Source organism: Ensifer sp. D2-11, assembly GCF_054161295.1.
Map to the genome: position 1 here is coordinate 185,239 of NZ_CP096435.1, position 13,131 is coordinate 198,369.

The 13,131-nt window shown below is 58.5% G+C and carries 16 protein-coding genes and 4 pseudogenes; 13 read left to right on the forward strand and 7 right to left on the reverse strand.

Annotated features, from left to right (window positions below; translation table 11 throughout):
• Positions 1-20: 20 nt before the first annotated feature.
• Complete coding sequence (locus tag M1D34_RS26500) at positions 21-809, reverse strand: MauE/DoxX family redox-associated membrane protein (RefSeq protein WP_498785541.1); 789 nt, start codon at positions 807-809, stop codon at positions 21-23.
• Positions 810-863: 54 nt separating this feature from the next.
• On the opposite strand from M1D34_RS26500, the gene M1D34_RS26505 reads away from it, so the two are divergent.
• The 3 genes and pseudogenes from M1D34_RS26505 (at position 864) to M1D34_RS26515 (ending at position 2,088) form a co-directional block, all read left to right on the forward strand.
• Entirely contained in the window at positions 864-1,268 is a 405-nt protein-coding gene (locus M1D34_RS26505; protein WP_498785543.1) for a MerR family transcriptional regulator, read from the forward strand.
• 100 nt (positions 1,269-1,368) lie between these two features.
• Positions 1,369-1,452 (forward strand): annotated as a pseudogene (gene repC, locus M1D34_RS26510) (replication initiation protein RepC); the annotation flags it as partial.
• A gap of 6 nt (positions 1,453-1,458) precedes the next feature.
• On the forward strand, positions 1,459-2,088 hold the full coding sequence (locus M1D34_RS26515) for a hypothetical protein (RefSeq protein ID WP_498785545.1): 630 nt from the start codon (positions 1,459-1,461) through the stop codon (positions 2,086-2,088).
• A gap of 479 nt (positions 2,089-2,567) precedes the next feature.
• On the opposite strand, the pseudogene M1D34_RS26520 reads toward M1D34_RS26515, so the two are convergent.
• Positions 2,568-2,798, reverse strand: a pseudogene (locus M1D34_RS26520) (IS5 family transposase); the annotation flags it as partial.
• A 530-nt stretch (positions 2,799-3,328) separates the two neighbouring features.
• Here M1D34_RS26520 and M1D34_RS26525 point away from each other — a divergent pair.
• Both M1D34_RS26525 and M1D34_RS26530 read left to right on the forward strand, forming a co-directional pair.
• Positions 3,329-3,760 carry an antitoxin Xre-like helix-turn-helix domain-containing protein gene (locus M1D34_RS26525; RefSeq protein ID WP_498785547.1) on the forward strand — a complete coding sequence of 144 codons (432 nt, stop codon included), beginning with the start codon at positions 3,329-3,331 and terminating at the stop codon, positions 3,758-3,760.
• Positions 3,757-4,239 (forward strand): RES family NAD+ phosphorylase, encoded by a 483-nt coding sequence (locus tag M1D34_RS26530; RefSeq protein ID WP_498785549.1) that lies wholly within the window; start codon positions 3,757-3,759, stop codon positions 4,237-4,239. Before M1D34_RS26525 ends, M1D34_RS26530 begins: the two co-directional genes overlap by 4 nt.
• Before the next feature lie 27 nt (positions 4,240-4,266).
• On the opposite strand, the pseudogene M1D34_RS26535 reads toward M1D34_RS26530, so the two are convergent.
• The 3 genes and pseudogenes from M1D34_RS26535 to M1D34_RS26545 all read right to left on the reverse strand — a co-directional run bounded on the left by M1D34_RS26535 (position 4,267) and on the right by M1D34_RS26545 (position 6,050).
• A pseudogene (locus M1D34_RS26535) lies at positions 4,267-5,402 on the reverse strand (tyrosine-type recombinase/integrase).
• A complete protein-coding gene (locus M1D34_RS26540) occupies positions 5,392-5,811 on the reverse strand; it encodes a type II toxin-antitoxin system VapC family toxin (protein WP_498785551.1) in 420 nt (139 codons plus the stop codon). Before M1D34_RS26540 ends, M1D34_RS26535 begins: the two are co-directional and overlap by 11 nt.
• Positions 5,808-6,050: a type II toxin-antitoxin system Phd/YefM family antitoxin gene (locus M1D34_RS26545; protein WP_498785553.1), complete on the reverse strand. Its 243-nt coding sequence runs from the start codon at positions 6,048-6,050 to the stop codon at positions 5,808-5,810. Before M1D34_RS26545 ends, M1D34_RS26540 begins: the two co-directional genes overlap by 4 nt.
• 539 nt (positions 6,051-6,589) lie before the next feature.
• Here M1D34_RS26545 and M1D34_RS26550 point away from each other — a divergent pair.
• The 8 genes from M1D34_RS26550 (at position 6,590) to M1D34_RS26585 (ending at position 11,383) form a co-directional block, all read left to right on the forward strand.
• The gene (locus tag M1D34_RS26550; protein WP_498785555.1) at positions 6,590-7,054 is read left to right on the forward strand and encodes a mobile mystery protein A; all 465 of its coding nucleotides are present in this window, start codon (positions 6,590-6,592) and stop codon (positions 7,052-7,054) included.
• Positions 7,055-7,057: 3 nt separating this feature from the next.
• Positions 7,058-7,651, forward strand: coding sequence for a mobile mystery protein B (locus M1D34_RS26555; RefSeq protein ID WP_498785557.1), 594 nt, complete (start codon positions 7,058-7,060; stop codon positions 7,649-7,651).
• 54 nt (positions 7,652-7,705) lie between these two features.
• Positions 7,706-8,377, forward strand: coding sequence for a TIGR02391 family protein (locus tag M1D34_RS26560; RefSeq protein WP_498785558.1), 672 nt, complete (start codon positions 7,706-7,708; stop codon positions 8,375-8,377).
• Between the two features lie 156 nt (positions 8,378-8,533).
• On the forward strand, positions 8,534-9,373 hold the full coding sequence (locus tag M1D34_RS26565) for an ISL3 family transposase (protein WP_498786233.1): 840 nt from the start codon (positions 8,534-8,536) through the stop codon (positions 9,371-9,373).
• Between the two features lie 415 nt (positions 9,374-9,788).
• Positions 9,789-10,157 (forward strand): transposase, encoded by a 369-nt coding sequence (locus tag M1D34_RS26570; RefSeq protein ID WP_498786235.1) that lies wholly within the window; start codon positions 9,789-9,791, stop codon positions 10,155-10,157.
• Between the two features lie 273 nt (positions 10,158-10,430).
• Complete coding sequence (locus tag M1D34_RS26575; protein ID WP_003588915.1) at positions 10,431-10,640, forward strand: cold-shock protein; 210 nt, start codon at positions 10,431-10,433, stop codon at positions 10,638-10,640.
• Between the two features lie 129 nt (positions 10,641-10,769).
• Positions 10,770-10,985 carry a hypothetical protein gene (locus M1D34_RS26580; protein WP_498785561.1) on the forward strand — a complete coding sequence of 72 codons (216 nt, stop codon included), beginning with the start codon at positions 10,770-10,772 and terminating at the stop codon, positions 10,983-10,985.
• A gap of 122 nt (positions 10,986-11,107) precedes the next feature.
• Positions 11,108-11,383, forward strand: a complete 276-nt coding sequence (locus M1D34_RS26585; protein WP_498785563.1) for a hypothetical protein — start codon at positions 11,108-11,110, stop codon at positions 11,381-11,383.
• Positions 11,384-11,806: 423 nt separating this feature from the next.
• Here M1D34_RS26585 and M1D34_RS26590 read toward each other — a convergent pair.
• Positions 11,807-12,203 (reverse strand): annotated as a pseudogene (locus M1D34_RS26590) (transposase family protein); the annotation flags it as partial.
• A gap of 314 nt (positions 12,204-12,517) precedes the next feature.
• Positions 12,518-12,958 (reverse strand): hypothetical protein, encoded by a 441-nt coding sequence (locus M1D34_RS26595; RefSeq protein ID WP_498785565.1) that lies wholly within the window; start codon positions 12,956-12,958, stop codon positions 12,518-12,520.
• Between the last annotated feature and the right edge of the window lie 173 nt (positions 12,959-13,131).

Consider the following 13,131-nt stretch of genomic DNA (forward strand, 5'->3'; position numbering starts at 1 on the left):
CGTGTTCGCATCGCGCTGCCTTACATGGCGTGGGTTGGTATGAGCCCAATGCCTCCAGCGGCCATCCAGACTGCCATCGCGATCATCATCAGATTTTCGGTCAGCGAGATGAAACCAAGGGGGACGTTGCTCGATCCGCCGACGCAGGCGCACTTCAATTCACGCTTGTCGATGTAAACCGCCTTGAAGACCGAAACAGCCCCTACCGTACCGATGAACATCGCGACTGGAACAGACAACCAGTTCAGAGCGCCTGCCACCATGAGCACGCCAGCCAGTCCCTCGGCATAGGGATAGATGTAGCTGTATGGAACCCAGCGCTTTGCTAGGAGGTCGTAGTTCAAGAACATCGTCGCAAAGCTCTCGACGTTCTGGAGTTTCATCATCGCCAGAACCACCATCGAAAAGGCGATGAACCATTCGGCTGCGCGCAAGGTGAATGGAGTTCCGTTGACGGCATAGCTCGCCGCCATCGCCGTGAGCGCGGTCAGCGTGAACAGCACCATAACCGGCCGGTAGCTAGTCGCCTTCGGATCGGCAACGGGCTTCCCAAGAAAACGACGCAAATCGTCGTAGCCGCCGACCCGCTTGCCATCGATGAAGACCTGAGGCGTCGTAGGCACGCCGTGCTGCGCCTTGAAAGCGTCCGTCTCCTCGCGGGTGGTCAGGTGATGATCATCCACCTCGTATCCTGACCGCTCCAGCAGATCCTTCGTCTTCAATCCGTAGGGGCAGGTGTGGCTTGGCGTCACCATCCGGTACAGGACCGCCTTCCTGGCGAGATTCTGCGGATTGGTCCTGTCCAACATTTTCACATCTCCTTGTTCTTGTGAAATCGTTGGCAGGACTATAAGTTCCGTAGCATGGTACAGAGTCAATACCTTCAAGAACTGACGATCGGGAAATTTGCAGCTGCCGGAGGCGTGGGTGTTGAGACCATTCGTTTCTACCAGCGCAAGGGGCTGCTGGCGACGCCGAAGCGGTTAGAAGGCGTGCGCCGCTATGGAGGCGAAGACGTGCGCCGATTACGTTTCATCAAACAGGCGCAGGCGGCCGGTTTCACGCTTGAGGAGATCGGGCAGCTTCTGGCACTAGATGCCGGGCACAACCGCTCGGCCGCACGGGAACTGGCGAAGAAGAGGCTTGAGCAGCTGGATGCCAGGATTGGAGAGCTTAATCGTGCTCGGGAAGCGCTCCGTAAGCTGGTCTCTGAATGCGCAGAGGGCAAGACCGGGCCTTGCCCGATCCTGGCTTCCTTTGGCGTTTGAGCTCGGATCAGGTCGGCCGCTGCCTTCCATGGCCCTTTGATTTCGAACATCAGACTGTTTCGAGCGTCTTCGCTCCTCTTCAAATCGAGGACATCCATATGGATGCATTCTGGAGAGGGCAGAGCATGTCAACTCGCCCGGCGGTTATCTGCGGGATCTGACGGCGAAGGCTCGGCGAGCGGAGGGTGTCGTGATCGTTGTTGTCGAGGGTATCAGCGCCTCAGGAAAGACGACGTGGTGCCAGAAATATGGCGAGGGAATCCTCGTTGAGGAGTGGTATCCCGTGCCGCGGCCGGACCGGAATGCTGATCCGGTGAAGGCGGCGAATGCATGGACAGACTGGAACGCCCGACGCTGGGCGGAGGCGCTGGAAGTGGAGGGCAGGCAGGGAATTGCTGTGTGCGATACCGATCCGCTGAAATTGCATTTCGTTTGGAGCCTTTGGCAGATTGGCGAGGCGCCCGAAGAGCACTGGCTCCAGCAGTTGGAAGCGACCCGGGAAGCAATTCGCAAGAGGGTTCTCGGCTTTGCCGACCTCTATCTTGTGAAGCGAATAGATCCTTCGATCGCCCGTCGGCAACGCGACGCCGACAACGCACGCCACCGCCCCAATTTCGATCTGCACGTCCGGCTGCAGAATTCATTACATGCCTGGTACGAGGCTATTTCCAGAACTGTCCCAGCGACAGTGAAATGGAATCTGCCTTCTGAATTGCCCGTCCTGGTCAGCGGTATCACTGACCATCGCTACGACGTGGCCGTATTTAACCGATTCGTCGCAAGTTTACCGCGGCCGAGCAACGAAGCTGGCCATAACTAGGTCCTGTTGACAAAGTGTAGTTGTACCTTTCCCAGCGAACATCTCTCCATAAGGATGCTTTGTAGTGCCAAGGCAGGCATACGGTGCGACGAGGCCGGAATGGCAGGATAAAAATGACCGATGTGGAGCGAAGGTATGTGGGCGGGTCGCTGAGCAAGCTGTGGGATGACAACGGAGAGTTCGGTCGGTGTGTCAAGGACGTCCTCACGGAAGAAGATATCCGCGCTATGCTTAGGGAAACGCCTATTAGGTTCGTTGAAGTTGACGTGGGCAGGCCGCTGCGTTGGATACCCCTGTATGAACGCTTTGAATTTTGGAAGTCAATCCGCCCAAACTTGCATGTGTTAGAAAAGCCTTACTTGGAAGATTACCCGAGCTGCTTTTTCTATGCTGCGTCTGAATGGAGGGGCCGCGATGGTGAACGCCTGATTGTCCTTAAGAAGTTTCATTAGAAGTACGCCCGTTGACGGGTGCGTTGCCTATGGCCCCGCGACAAAATGCGGGAGCCAGACTTTCACTGCTGCGATCGCCAAAAATGCTGCGAATGAAGCTTTGGTCTTGTGGTACCGGGTCGCAATTCGGCAGAACTGGTTGATCCTATTGAACATCCGCTCAATACGGTTGCGATAGTCGCACGGCGGTGGCTTCCTTCGTGTTGCGCGGGGCGGTATGACCGGCCGCGTTCCATGAAACAGCAATTCTTCCCGGATGGCATTGCGTCGTCTGCCAGAGCGGCCCGCGCGGCTATGAAGGTCTTGAGGACGGCTTTCGTCTGGACGTCCTCTTTCGGCGGCAACGGTGGTAGATCATTGGAGGGACGGCGGCCGGAACGGCATCCTGAAGCTTCCTTTTCCGGTCGATGAGATCTCCGGATACGTCGACAGCGACGACATGGCGCCAACACGTGTCGATAGAATCGGAATTTATCGACATATCGCCGGCAACCGGCCTGTTCAACTTCAGAAGGTGTAGGCAAACGATCGTTGAAAACGTCTCCAGAGTCGAACCGGCTGGCGGTTACGGACGCACAGCCCGCCTTTTCGCGGCTGTTGGCCAAGAAGGGTGAGCGCTCCTGACATATCGAGTGGTGGCAAGGGCCTGGGTAGACGAATTGATTGCCGCGACCATGCAGACGATTTCTTGCCACGGAGAAGCCTCCGTTGCTGACAGCGCATATGGGACCACTCTTGCGATGCCTCATATGAGACTACAATTCGCCTCAAGTGAACGGAGATGAACGATGCTAGCTTTTGAGAATGTTGCCAATGTCTTGGGTTTGCCGGCAAACGAAGCGGCAGCGCGTTCTCCGCTCGGGCTGATTACGCGAATAGAAGGCGGGTTGCCCCTCGCGGCATTGGAGCGAGTGGTCCACCTTCTGGCTCCAAATGACAGCCAATTCAAGTATCGCCTGGTGCCGAAGGCGACTTATGAACGCCGAAAGGCGACGCTTCGGCTCTCACCAGACGAGGGGATGCGCGTCGCCCGTGTCGCCCGTGTCTGGAATCTGGCACTGGATGTTTGGCAAAGCGGGGAGGAGGCCCGTGAATTCCTGTTTCGCCCCCACCCCATGCTCGAGGACAAGCGTCCGATTGATGTGGTCATTCAGAGCGAGATCGGCGCCGAACTCGTCCTGGAAACCCTCGCAAGCCTGAAATACGGCAGCGCTGCGTGAGCGCTCAGATTCTTGATCGCACGCTGTCCTCATTTCGAATAGGCGACCCGAAAGGGACCTATCCCATATTCGACGCAATCGGCTCAACCATAGCCCCTGGGCGCTGGAACACGCCGGCAAGCCCAATCATCTACAGCAGCGAGCATTACTCAACGACGGTACTCGAAAAGCTGGTGCATGGTAGCGGTCGATTGCCGCCAAACCAGCACTTCGTGGAAATCACAATGCCGCGCGGCTTGACCTACGAGGTATTTTCGCCGCCGGGCCTCCTAGGATGGGACACGATGCCGCCAACGGTGAGCAAGGGATTTGGCGAGCAATGGTGTCTCGAAAGGAGGAGCGTAATCTTGCTGGTCCCCAGTATTGTCGCCCGGCTCGACCGTAATATTTTGATCAATCCAGCTCATACGGAGTTCCCTGCAATTCAGGTCAGCCTACATCAGCCGGTTTACTGGGATCGACGCCTCTTCGGGCCGTAACGGTGCGGGGTGTCGGGCCTGCTTGGCTCAGATGATCATTCTAGCCGCTCTGCCCTGTTATGTTCCGCGTCATTGTAGTAGCTCGCCGGCTGCGTCACCGATTTGTGCAGCGACTGCTGCATCGCCTCTGGCAGCGGGATGCCGCGACGGCAGCCTCAGTCAGATAGCCGGACCTTAACCCATGCGCCGAAAACAGAGCCGGATCGAGCCCGGCCTGCTTCGCACGGCTCTTAAGGATCAGGTTGACGGACTGCGGCGTCAGCGCCGCCGATCGACGTTGCCCCATTGGTCGATGCGTCGGAACACTTGGCCCTCCTTGATTTGCGCCGCCGCCTGCCAGCGCTTCAACGCGGTCACTGGCCGGCCCATTAGCAGCACATGTTCGTCGCGGTCTTCGTGCGCCCGAGGCGGATTGATAGGCAGGGCAGGGGAGGGAAATTTCCGTCGGCGGGATTGGCGCGCACCGGTGCCCCTCCACGAGGTCCTCGACGCGCAGCCCCGCCACTTCCGAGCGGCGACGGCCGCCGGAGGCAAAGGCGGTCAAGAGCAGTGCCCGGTCGCGCAAGTCCACAGGATACTCGCCGGTGCAGGCCTGAAGCAGTTTCGTCAAGATCTCGACAGTTAACGCCTCTTTGCTCTTGCGCTGGCGCGGGCGGTTACTCGCCCTGACCTCCAGCCTCAGCGCGCCCTTCAGCGAGGACGCGCTGAAAGCGCCGGTCAGGCCGCGCCAGCGGGTCAGGATCGACCAGGAGGTCAGCCGCCGTCGCACCGTCGCCGGCGCGTGCGGGCCAGCGGCTTTAAGCAGATTGCGGGCATGCAGGCCGCTTTCGACCTCAATGGGCATGCCGTGGGCCGGATCCTCAGCACGTTTGACCGGATCCCAAAGGTGATGGGCGACGAATTTTAACAGCAGTGCTTCCGGCGCTGGCCGGGGGAGGGGGTGCCGGTCGCCAGCTGGCACCAGGCCTCGAGATAACCGAGGTCGGAGGCCAGCGTCCGCAGCGTGCTTTCGCCCATGCCCTCGCCGGCGAGATGCTTGAGCGTGGCGACGTCGTCGTCGGTCAGCAGCGCTGCGAGCTGGTCGCGCCAGGCAGGGTGGCGCTAAGCGCGTCGAGCGCTTCGGCACGGCGCGAGAGATCGGACGAACTCTGCTCAGTGCTCATTTTCGAAGGGCCCGAGCACCGGCACCTTTTCAGCCCGCGCCGCCCCGGCGAGTTTGCGGTCGAGGGTCGCGAGTGGCAATGACTGTCGGAGTGCCAAGTCGAGATAGGCGGCGTCAGAGGCGCTGAGCGCGTGCGCGCTGGCAAGCTCGAGCACCGAGCCGTCCTGGCCGGCTCCCGCATCGTCGAGCGGCAGGCGGCGCAACCGTGCCATCGCATTGAGCGCCTGGCCGGCGGCGATCCGCTGGCGCCGTTCGGCACTGATCAGAATGCTGCGCGCCTCGTGCCAGAACAGGTTGAGCACCGGGCAAGGACCTGAGATGCCGGCAATCAATCGCTCGGCCGTCTCGCTGTATTCCTCCGGCAAAAGCCAGGCGGCGGCAGTCGAGGCATCGAGGACGAACACGCTCAAAACCGCTGTCCCTCGCGCTTCCAATCGAGAATCTCGTCGTTGCTGACCGGCTTGGCCCGTCCCCGGGCCGCCCTGACTTCGGCGATCAGCATCGCGAGTTCATTCTCCTTCTTGACCCGCGAGAGCCGGGCGACCGGATCCTTGCCGCGCGAGATGATAAACTCCTCGCCCGCCTCGACGCGCGCCAGCAACTCGGAGAGATGGGCCTTGGCCTCGGCGACCTTGACGTTGACGCTCATGGAAAACTCCGTTGTTTGTCTCTGGGTCGCGCGAGCCGCGACCGCCGCGCGATGCGGGGAATTTGACCGATGATAGCTTTCGATTTGGGACGTGGTCAACCTGGTAGACCATCTAACTATCGATACTTTGAACCTATCGATAGTTACTGCGGGCGAAAAGCGGCGTCTGGATGACGGAATATAAGGTCATTTGACTTCTGTTCGAAAAATTTACGACATTAATTCATATGGTTAATGATAAGCTAAAATGGCCGACTCTTGTGACATGCCAACAGGCGGCACGGCGCCGCCTTTGGTTTCAGCGGCTCGGCGCAAGGCCTCATCGATCGTCTCTCTGGCGGTGGTGCTACCGAATCTTCTCGAACCACAGCTCGGCCGATTGTCCATCGTGAGAAACTCGTCTTCACGAACTGAACTGCAGAAGCAATGCTCATATATTTGTGAGCGATATAGATCGCAATGCATACTTCTATATGTTCAACAGCGGTATCTTTGCTCATTTTTATATGCTATTTTTTCCCCGAAATGGACACAAATAGATGAACAAAAATCAAGCTGCGCTCGCGCGAAAACAGTTGGAACGACGTCTCGCGCCTGTGCGGGAGCTGAAGCTCATCGCACCGCCTCGAGGTTGGATGAAAGCTATCCGCGAGGCCCTCGGCATGACCACCCGGCAGCTCGCCATGCGCATGGGTGCGGCTCCCTCCCGCATACCGGCGATCGAGAAGGCGGAAGTTTCGGGTGCGACCACGATCAAGACGCTTCGGGAAGCGGCCGCGGCGATGAATTGCACCTTCGTCTACGCTTTCGTGCCAATCAAGCCACTAGACGACATCCTTCGCGAGCGCGCAGCCGAAAAAGTCGGCGAGCAGATGATACGGCTCGATCATACGATGCGGCTGGAAAACCAGGCGTTGGTTAAGTCGGACCTGGAGGACGAACGTCGTCGGCTCATCGATGCTTTGCTTGCAGACTCTGCGCGACGCCTGTGGGACGAGGATTGATCCATGGAGGAGGATCCTCTTTTCCAGGACGACGACGAAGCAAATACGCCGCTAACCGCTGAGGAGCGGGAGCAGCTGATCCCCTCCTACATCACATTGCGGCACGAATTGAACGAGGCCGAGCAAGTCAACATCGGCGAAGGTTTGCGATGGGCGACGTCGCGAAAAAGAGACGTGCTCGACCAGGAATTCCTCAGCGAGTTGCAGCGCCGCATGTTTGGGGACGTTTGGCATTGGGCTGGCCAGTACCGGACAACCCCCCGCAACATCGGCGTCGATGCCTATCGCATTGCAATGGATGTGAGGCAGGTGGTTGACGATGTGCGCTACTGGGTCGAACACGAGACGTATCCGCCCGACGAGATCGCTGTGCGGTTCAGCCACAGGCTGGTGGCCATCCATCCCTTTCCGAACGGAAACGGCCGATTTTCTCGCCTCGCCGGCGATCTGCTCGCACGCCAGCTTGGACGACCGCCGTTTAGCTGGGGCAGGGCAAACCTGGTGGATGCGGGCGCGACCCGCGCCCGTTATGTTGCGGCTCTTCGAGCAGCCGATGATCACGATATAGAACCCTTGCTGGAGTTCGCCCGATCTTGAGTGTTTCGAACATGGTAAGTGAGCTTCTCAAACTGGAAGCAAGAAAGGACTGACATGAAGACATTCACGCAGTCGCAGTTGCAGGCCATTGCGGATGCGCTGAGGGATACGGAACACGGCCTGACGGGTTCTGAAATCGCTCATCTTCTGGCGACGGTGAAAATCATTGATACGACGCCCCAGATGACCAAGCGCCACAGGCTTTATAATGCGTTTGCCAATGAGCAGAATAATCGCCAGATGCGCCCCCACATCATGGCTTTCATCCGAAAGGCTATGAAGCCTGAGCGTTTCGCTCGTGAGCCTGAGCGCTTCGAACCAATGCGGCTCAATCTCAACCGGGCCTTGGCGTTTGCCGGCCTGGCTGTTGAAGCCTCTGGCGCTCTAGCGTCTGTCGAGGCGGCCGAGACGCTTTCACAAGCGACACGGCGCGCACGTGAATTGAAGTCGGATCTCACGAGCCGCGGCGTTCACCCGGATGTTCTGCGCTTTTGCCGCGAGGAATTGCTCGCAGATAACTATTTCCACGCCGTGCTAGAGGCCGTGAAAAGCGTCGCCGAAAAAATCCGGCAACGTACCGGCCTGGTGGATGATGGGGCAGTGCTCGTCGATCGTGTCGCTAGGCAGTTAAAAATGAGAATGCGGCCGTTTCAGCCACGTTTGGCATTTAAAAATGAGAATCCGGTCAGCCGGATTCTCAAATTAAGTGCCACGCCAACCCATTGAAATCACGGGTGTAGAATTCTCGTAATTAAAGGGTCTTCCTCACTTTGTGTGGTTCACTCGCCGTTAGACATGATCCGCTATAGGCGGGCATGCAAACGAAAACGAAATGGTCGCCCGGCCCAGAGGTCAAAGTTCTGGGTGTCGCGCTCACTGGAGATGACAGTTGGGTTGTTTCCGCTGCCGGACCAGGGTTCGGCATTTGCCCCGACTGTGGACGGCGGAGCCGAAAATCGGCATGGCTGGTCCAACCGTAGCCTTCAAGATCTGCCCGTCCAAGGAAGGGCCGTAACGGTGAGGGTTCGGTTGAGCCGCTGGCGGTGCGCACATCAGAACTGTCAACGACAAACGTTTACCGATCGACTTCCGACGATTGCGTCGCCTTATGCGCGCCGGACAAGGAGGGTCTCAGAGATTGTCAGTCTGCTCGGCCACAGTGCGGGCGGTCGTCCTGGCGAGCGCTTGATGCGAAGGCTCGGCATGCCGGTGAGCGACGCCACGATCCTGCGGCAGCTGAAGCGGGATGCCGCACTCGCGCGTTGCGACGCCACGATCCGGGTCGTTGGCATAGATGACTGGAGCTGGCGGCGATCTTGGCGCTACGGCACGGTGATCGTCGACCTGGAGCGCCGTTCGGTTGTCGATATCCTTGACGACCGGAGCGTGGCGAGTGCCGCGCAATGGCTGGAACGGCACCCTTCTGTCGAGATCGTGAGCCGAGACCGATGCGGGCTTTACGCGCAAGCTGCCCGCGAAGGAGCGCCGCAAGCGCGTCAGGTGGCTGATCGGTTCCATCTCATGCAGAATCTGCGCGTCGCAATCGAGGAGCAGATGAGCCTTTCCGGCCGCGCCACGGGACGAGCTTTGCTGCCGGATACCGGAAGCGCGCAAATTGATCTAATTCAGGAGGATCCGCAGGTTGATGCGACGCATCGGCGCCGGGTGCGCCACGCTCATCGAGAATCACGGCAGAGGGTGTTCGATACCGTGCACGCTTGAACAAGGAGGGTTTGTCCTGTTCGGAGATCGCACATCTTACCGGCTACGGCCGGCGCAGCATTGCGAAATGGCTGACTTTCGAGACACCACCCGACCGGCGAAGGTCGGCGTTGAAACCGACATCACCCTTATATTTCGAGGTGTTCCTCGCCAAGTGCTGGAAAGATGGCAATCGCTGCGGACGGCATCTGTTCCACGATATCAGACAGCGCGGCTACACGGGCAGTTTCTCAAATCTCGAGCGGCTTCTCGCAAGCTGGCGCCGCACCGAGAGGTCGGTCAAAGACAGTGCGTCGCCGGCTCCGATCATACCCGATCAACCGCCTCGCGATGTGTCATCCCGATAAGGGATCCGGAGACCGGCCATGTGATCTCGCCGGTGGTCGCGGCTGCCCTTTGCATGAAGCCGCCAAGCATGCTGACGATCAGTCAGGCTATCAAGGTGGACGTCCTGAAGCAGGGATCACATGAGTTTGCCCTGATGCGCAGCCTTGCCATGCGATTTCGCGGCATTCTCCGGAGCGGTGAATCGAGCAAGCTCGACATTTGGATCAACGATGCCGTCAGCTCCGGGCTCGCTCCGATGGTGCGGTTCGCGCGGGTATTGCACCGTGACATCGGCGCCGTCCGCAACGCCGTCGAACTCCCCTGGAGCAATGGCCAGGCGGAAGGCCAGATCAACCGCCTGAAGACGATCAAACGTGCGATGTATGGCAGAGCGGGCGCGGAGCTCCTCAGAGCGCGCATGCTACCGCTCATCAATAATCATCACCACACAAAGTGAGGAAGACCCTAATTAAATGGCAAACGACAGGGAGGGTAACGTGCATGTTCCATGTGAGCAACTAAAAGATGAGTACGCGCGAGTCAAAAACTAACGGTTGACGGCCCCGCCTCAGCCGCTTATAAAAGCCGTTATCGAGATTTGCTTGCTTAGCTTTGGTTACTGCGCGATTGACACCGCGCCTTGAACGAACCTTCCTTTCAAAAATCGCTACCACCATCTGCAACGTTTCGGCGCTGCGGTTCTTCAATATTGCTAATGAAAGGGTTCATCATGACCACTGGCACAGTTAAATGGTTCAATTCCACCAAGGGCTTCGGATTCATTCAGCCTGACAACGGCGGCGCTGACGCCTTCGTTCACATCTCCGCCGTCGAGCGCGCCGGAATGCGTGAACTCGTCGAAGGCCAGAAGATCGGCTTCGATCTCGAGCGAGACAACAAGTCGGGCAAGATGTCCGCTTGCAATCTCCAGAACGCTTAAATCGATATCTGCTTCCCTTTGACCACGGATGTACTGGCACTGCCGGAAGCGCGTTATCCATCCAAGGCCAGGCGATTGCCTGGCCTTTTTCTTTTCGCTCGCCTGTCGAGCACGAGGAGCGAACCACACATGACACAGACACTGAGCAAGTCCCGCCAACAAGCCGAGATCGCCTTCGGCCACGCCCAGTCGCAGTTCTTCGCGCGCACCGCGGCTGTCGAAGAACAAGCCGCCATGATTCAAGCTCGGGACGCAAAGACGCTGCGGCTGCGGGAAGCCCGGAAGGCAAAGGAACTAGCCGACCGTGCCACCGCCACGGCGGCCCTCATCGCAAAACGAGCCTGACGCGCGCTGCAGCGGAGCTGCAAGCGACGGCGGCGGCGCGACAGTGGCTGGGCGACGCGGCGACGCGGTTTGATGAGCGAACACCGCATGGGCTTGGCAACACCGTCCCTAAGGAGCCGCAGATGACACAAGATACGAAAGAAATTCAGGCGATTAACACGGCCTGGCAAATCGCAACCCAGGAAATCCTGCGCATGATCATCCGTGACATGTATCACGCAGGTGGGGAGGCGGCATTCAAAACGCACATCAAGCGGATCGAAGAGGCAGCGGTCGATAGCATCCATACGGATCTGAGGCTGAGAGGTACAGACGAGTGGACGGAGGTCCTCGTCAAGGAACGCGCCAGTAATTTTGTTACGACCCTGCTTACGTCATTTACATATGACCGAGCCTGAAACAGCTTGTGAGGCTAACCTTTCAGTTGAGTAATTAATGACTCAGTGCTTCGGGCGGTCCATTTTGCGCCCAAGGGAAAGAAGGCACCGGTTTCTGCGTAACAGGCGAACCTTCGCTTGCTTCTTCTTCACCCGAACCGTCATTGCGCAATCGCTCGCGAAGTGCCTGACCTTGCGGATGATCGCCGAAGAGCTCCAGAAAACTCGAAATCGGCCATCTCGTCTCGGTGCCGCCGGAGGCGTCGTTGGCATGTGTCAATCGGCGCACAACATTGGCTCTGACTCAGTTTTGATGCAGTTATGATGCTGCTTTGCTGGTTTCCACAAAGGAATCAGCCGAATGAGCACCAACTTTCGCCCCTCTGAATTGGTACCGGGTGGTTTCATCGCCGAACGCATCACCCATGTTGACGATGAGACCCGGATCGTGGCGTCGCTGACCGGCATCCCGAGCCGTCGCATCAAGCGCTCGCCGGGTCGGCCGCCGGCGCTATGGCCGAGCAGACCGACAATCTCGGAGACCCTCCTTGTCCGGCGCGCATAAGGGGAAGCAATCGTCGGCAGTCGGTCGATGAATGTTTGTCGTTCACATTTTTGATGCGCGCACCGCCAGCGGCTCAACCGAAGCTTCACCGTTACGGTCTTGCCCTGGATCGGCAGATCTTGAAGGCTTCGATTGGACCAGCCATGCCGATTTCGGGTCCGCCGTCCGCAATCAGGGCAAATGCCGAACCCTAGTCCGGCAGCGGAGACAATCCTACCAACATCATCTGTGAGCGCCACACCCAGAACTTGCCCCTGGGCCGGGCGACCATTTAATTGCATGCCCGCCTATAGCGGCATCATGTCTAACAGCGAGTGAACCACACAAATTGAGGAAGACCCAAATTAAATGCCAAGCGACAGATAGTGCAATCGCCTTGCAAAAAGTGACGCGCTGAAATCGCTGGCGGAAAATCGGCCAGCGTTTAGCGCCTAAACCCAACGGCACTATGACAATTTTCGGTTTGAAACGGACACGCCAGATGATGCAGAGCCGAGCTGTGCTTCGTGCAGATCACGCCCCCGCAGTCAGCGCCCCACGTCGTGATGCCTAGTTGCGCAAGGGCGCCCCTTGCCTGGGTAGCGGGCCCTTCAGCGAAAGATCAATAGTGCATCCCACAGCATTCCGATCAGGCCAGGGTGTGGTTTTGCGACGTCGCGAACGCGCTCTGCGGCTGCGTCCCCACGCACCGTTACCCCCGAATGACAGCTGCAGACAATATAGTGCAACTGGCAGTCGGTGAATTCAAAGAACCTTTTCGCTTCGCCGTAGCTATCATTCGTCAACCCCTCACCACGCAGCACCGGGTCCTTAAAGGCAATGGTGATCGGGGAGCCGTCTTCTCGCATTTCATCACGGATGACGTCAGGCTGGTATTCGGTTTCCTGAAGCGTTACGAGGGCCCGATCCGGATCCTGCTCCAAGAGTTCCGCCCATCGCGCAACACGCTCGTCACGTGTCAGGGGGTGGTGGTCGGCATCACGGTGAATGCCAGCAACAGTATGGAGTTCTTCGCGTGTGTGATGTCTCATCGTCGATTCCTCCGTTCCCACAAATTGCAGGAAAAGTATCGCGCTTTGGACCTTTTTGGGCAAGCCAGTGAGCGGGATCAATGTGGCCGTCTGCCGCGATGGACAAAGCACCTGCCACGCGCGCATGTTACGCTCGATGAACGGATCGGCCGGGGATGGGGAAGCACAAGTCA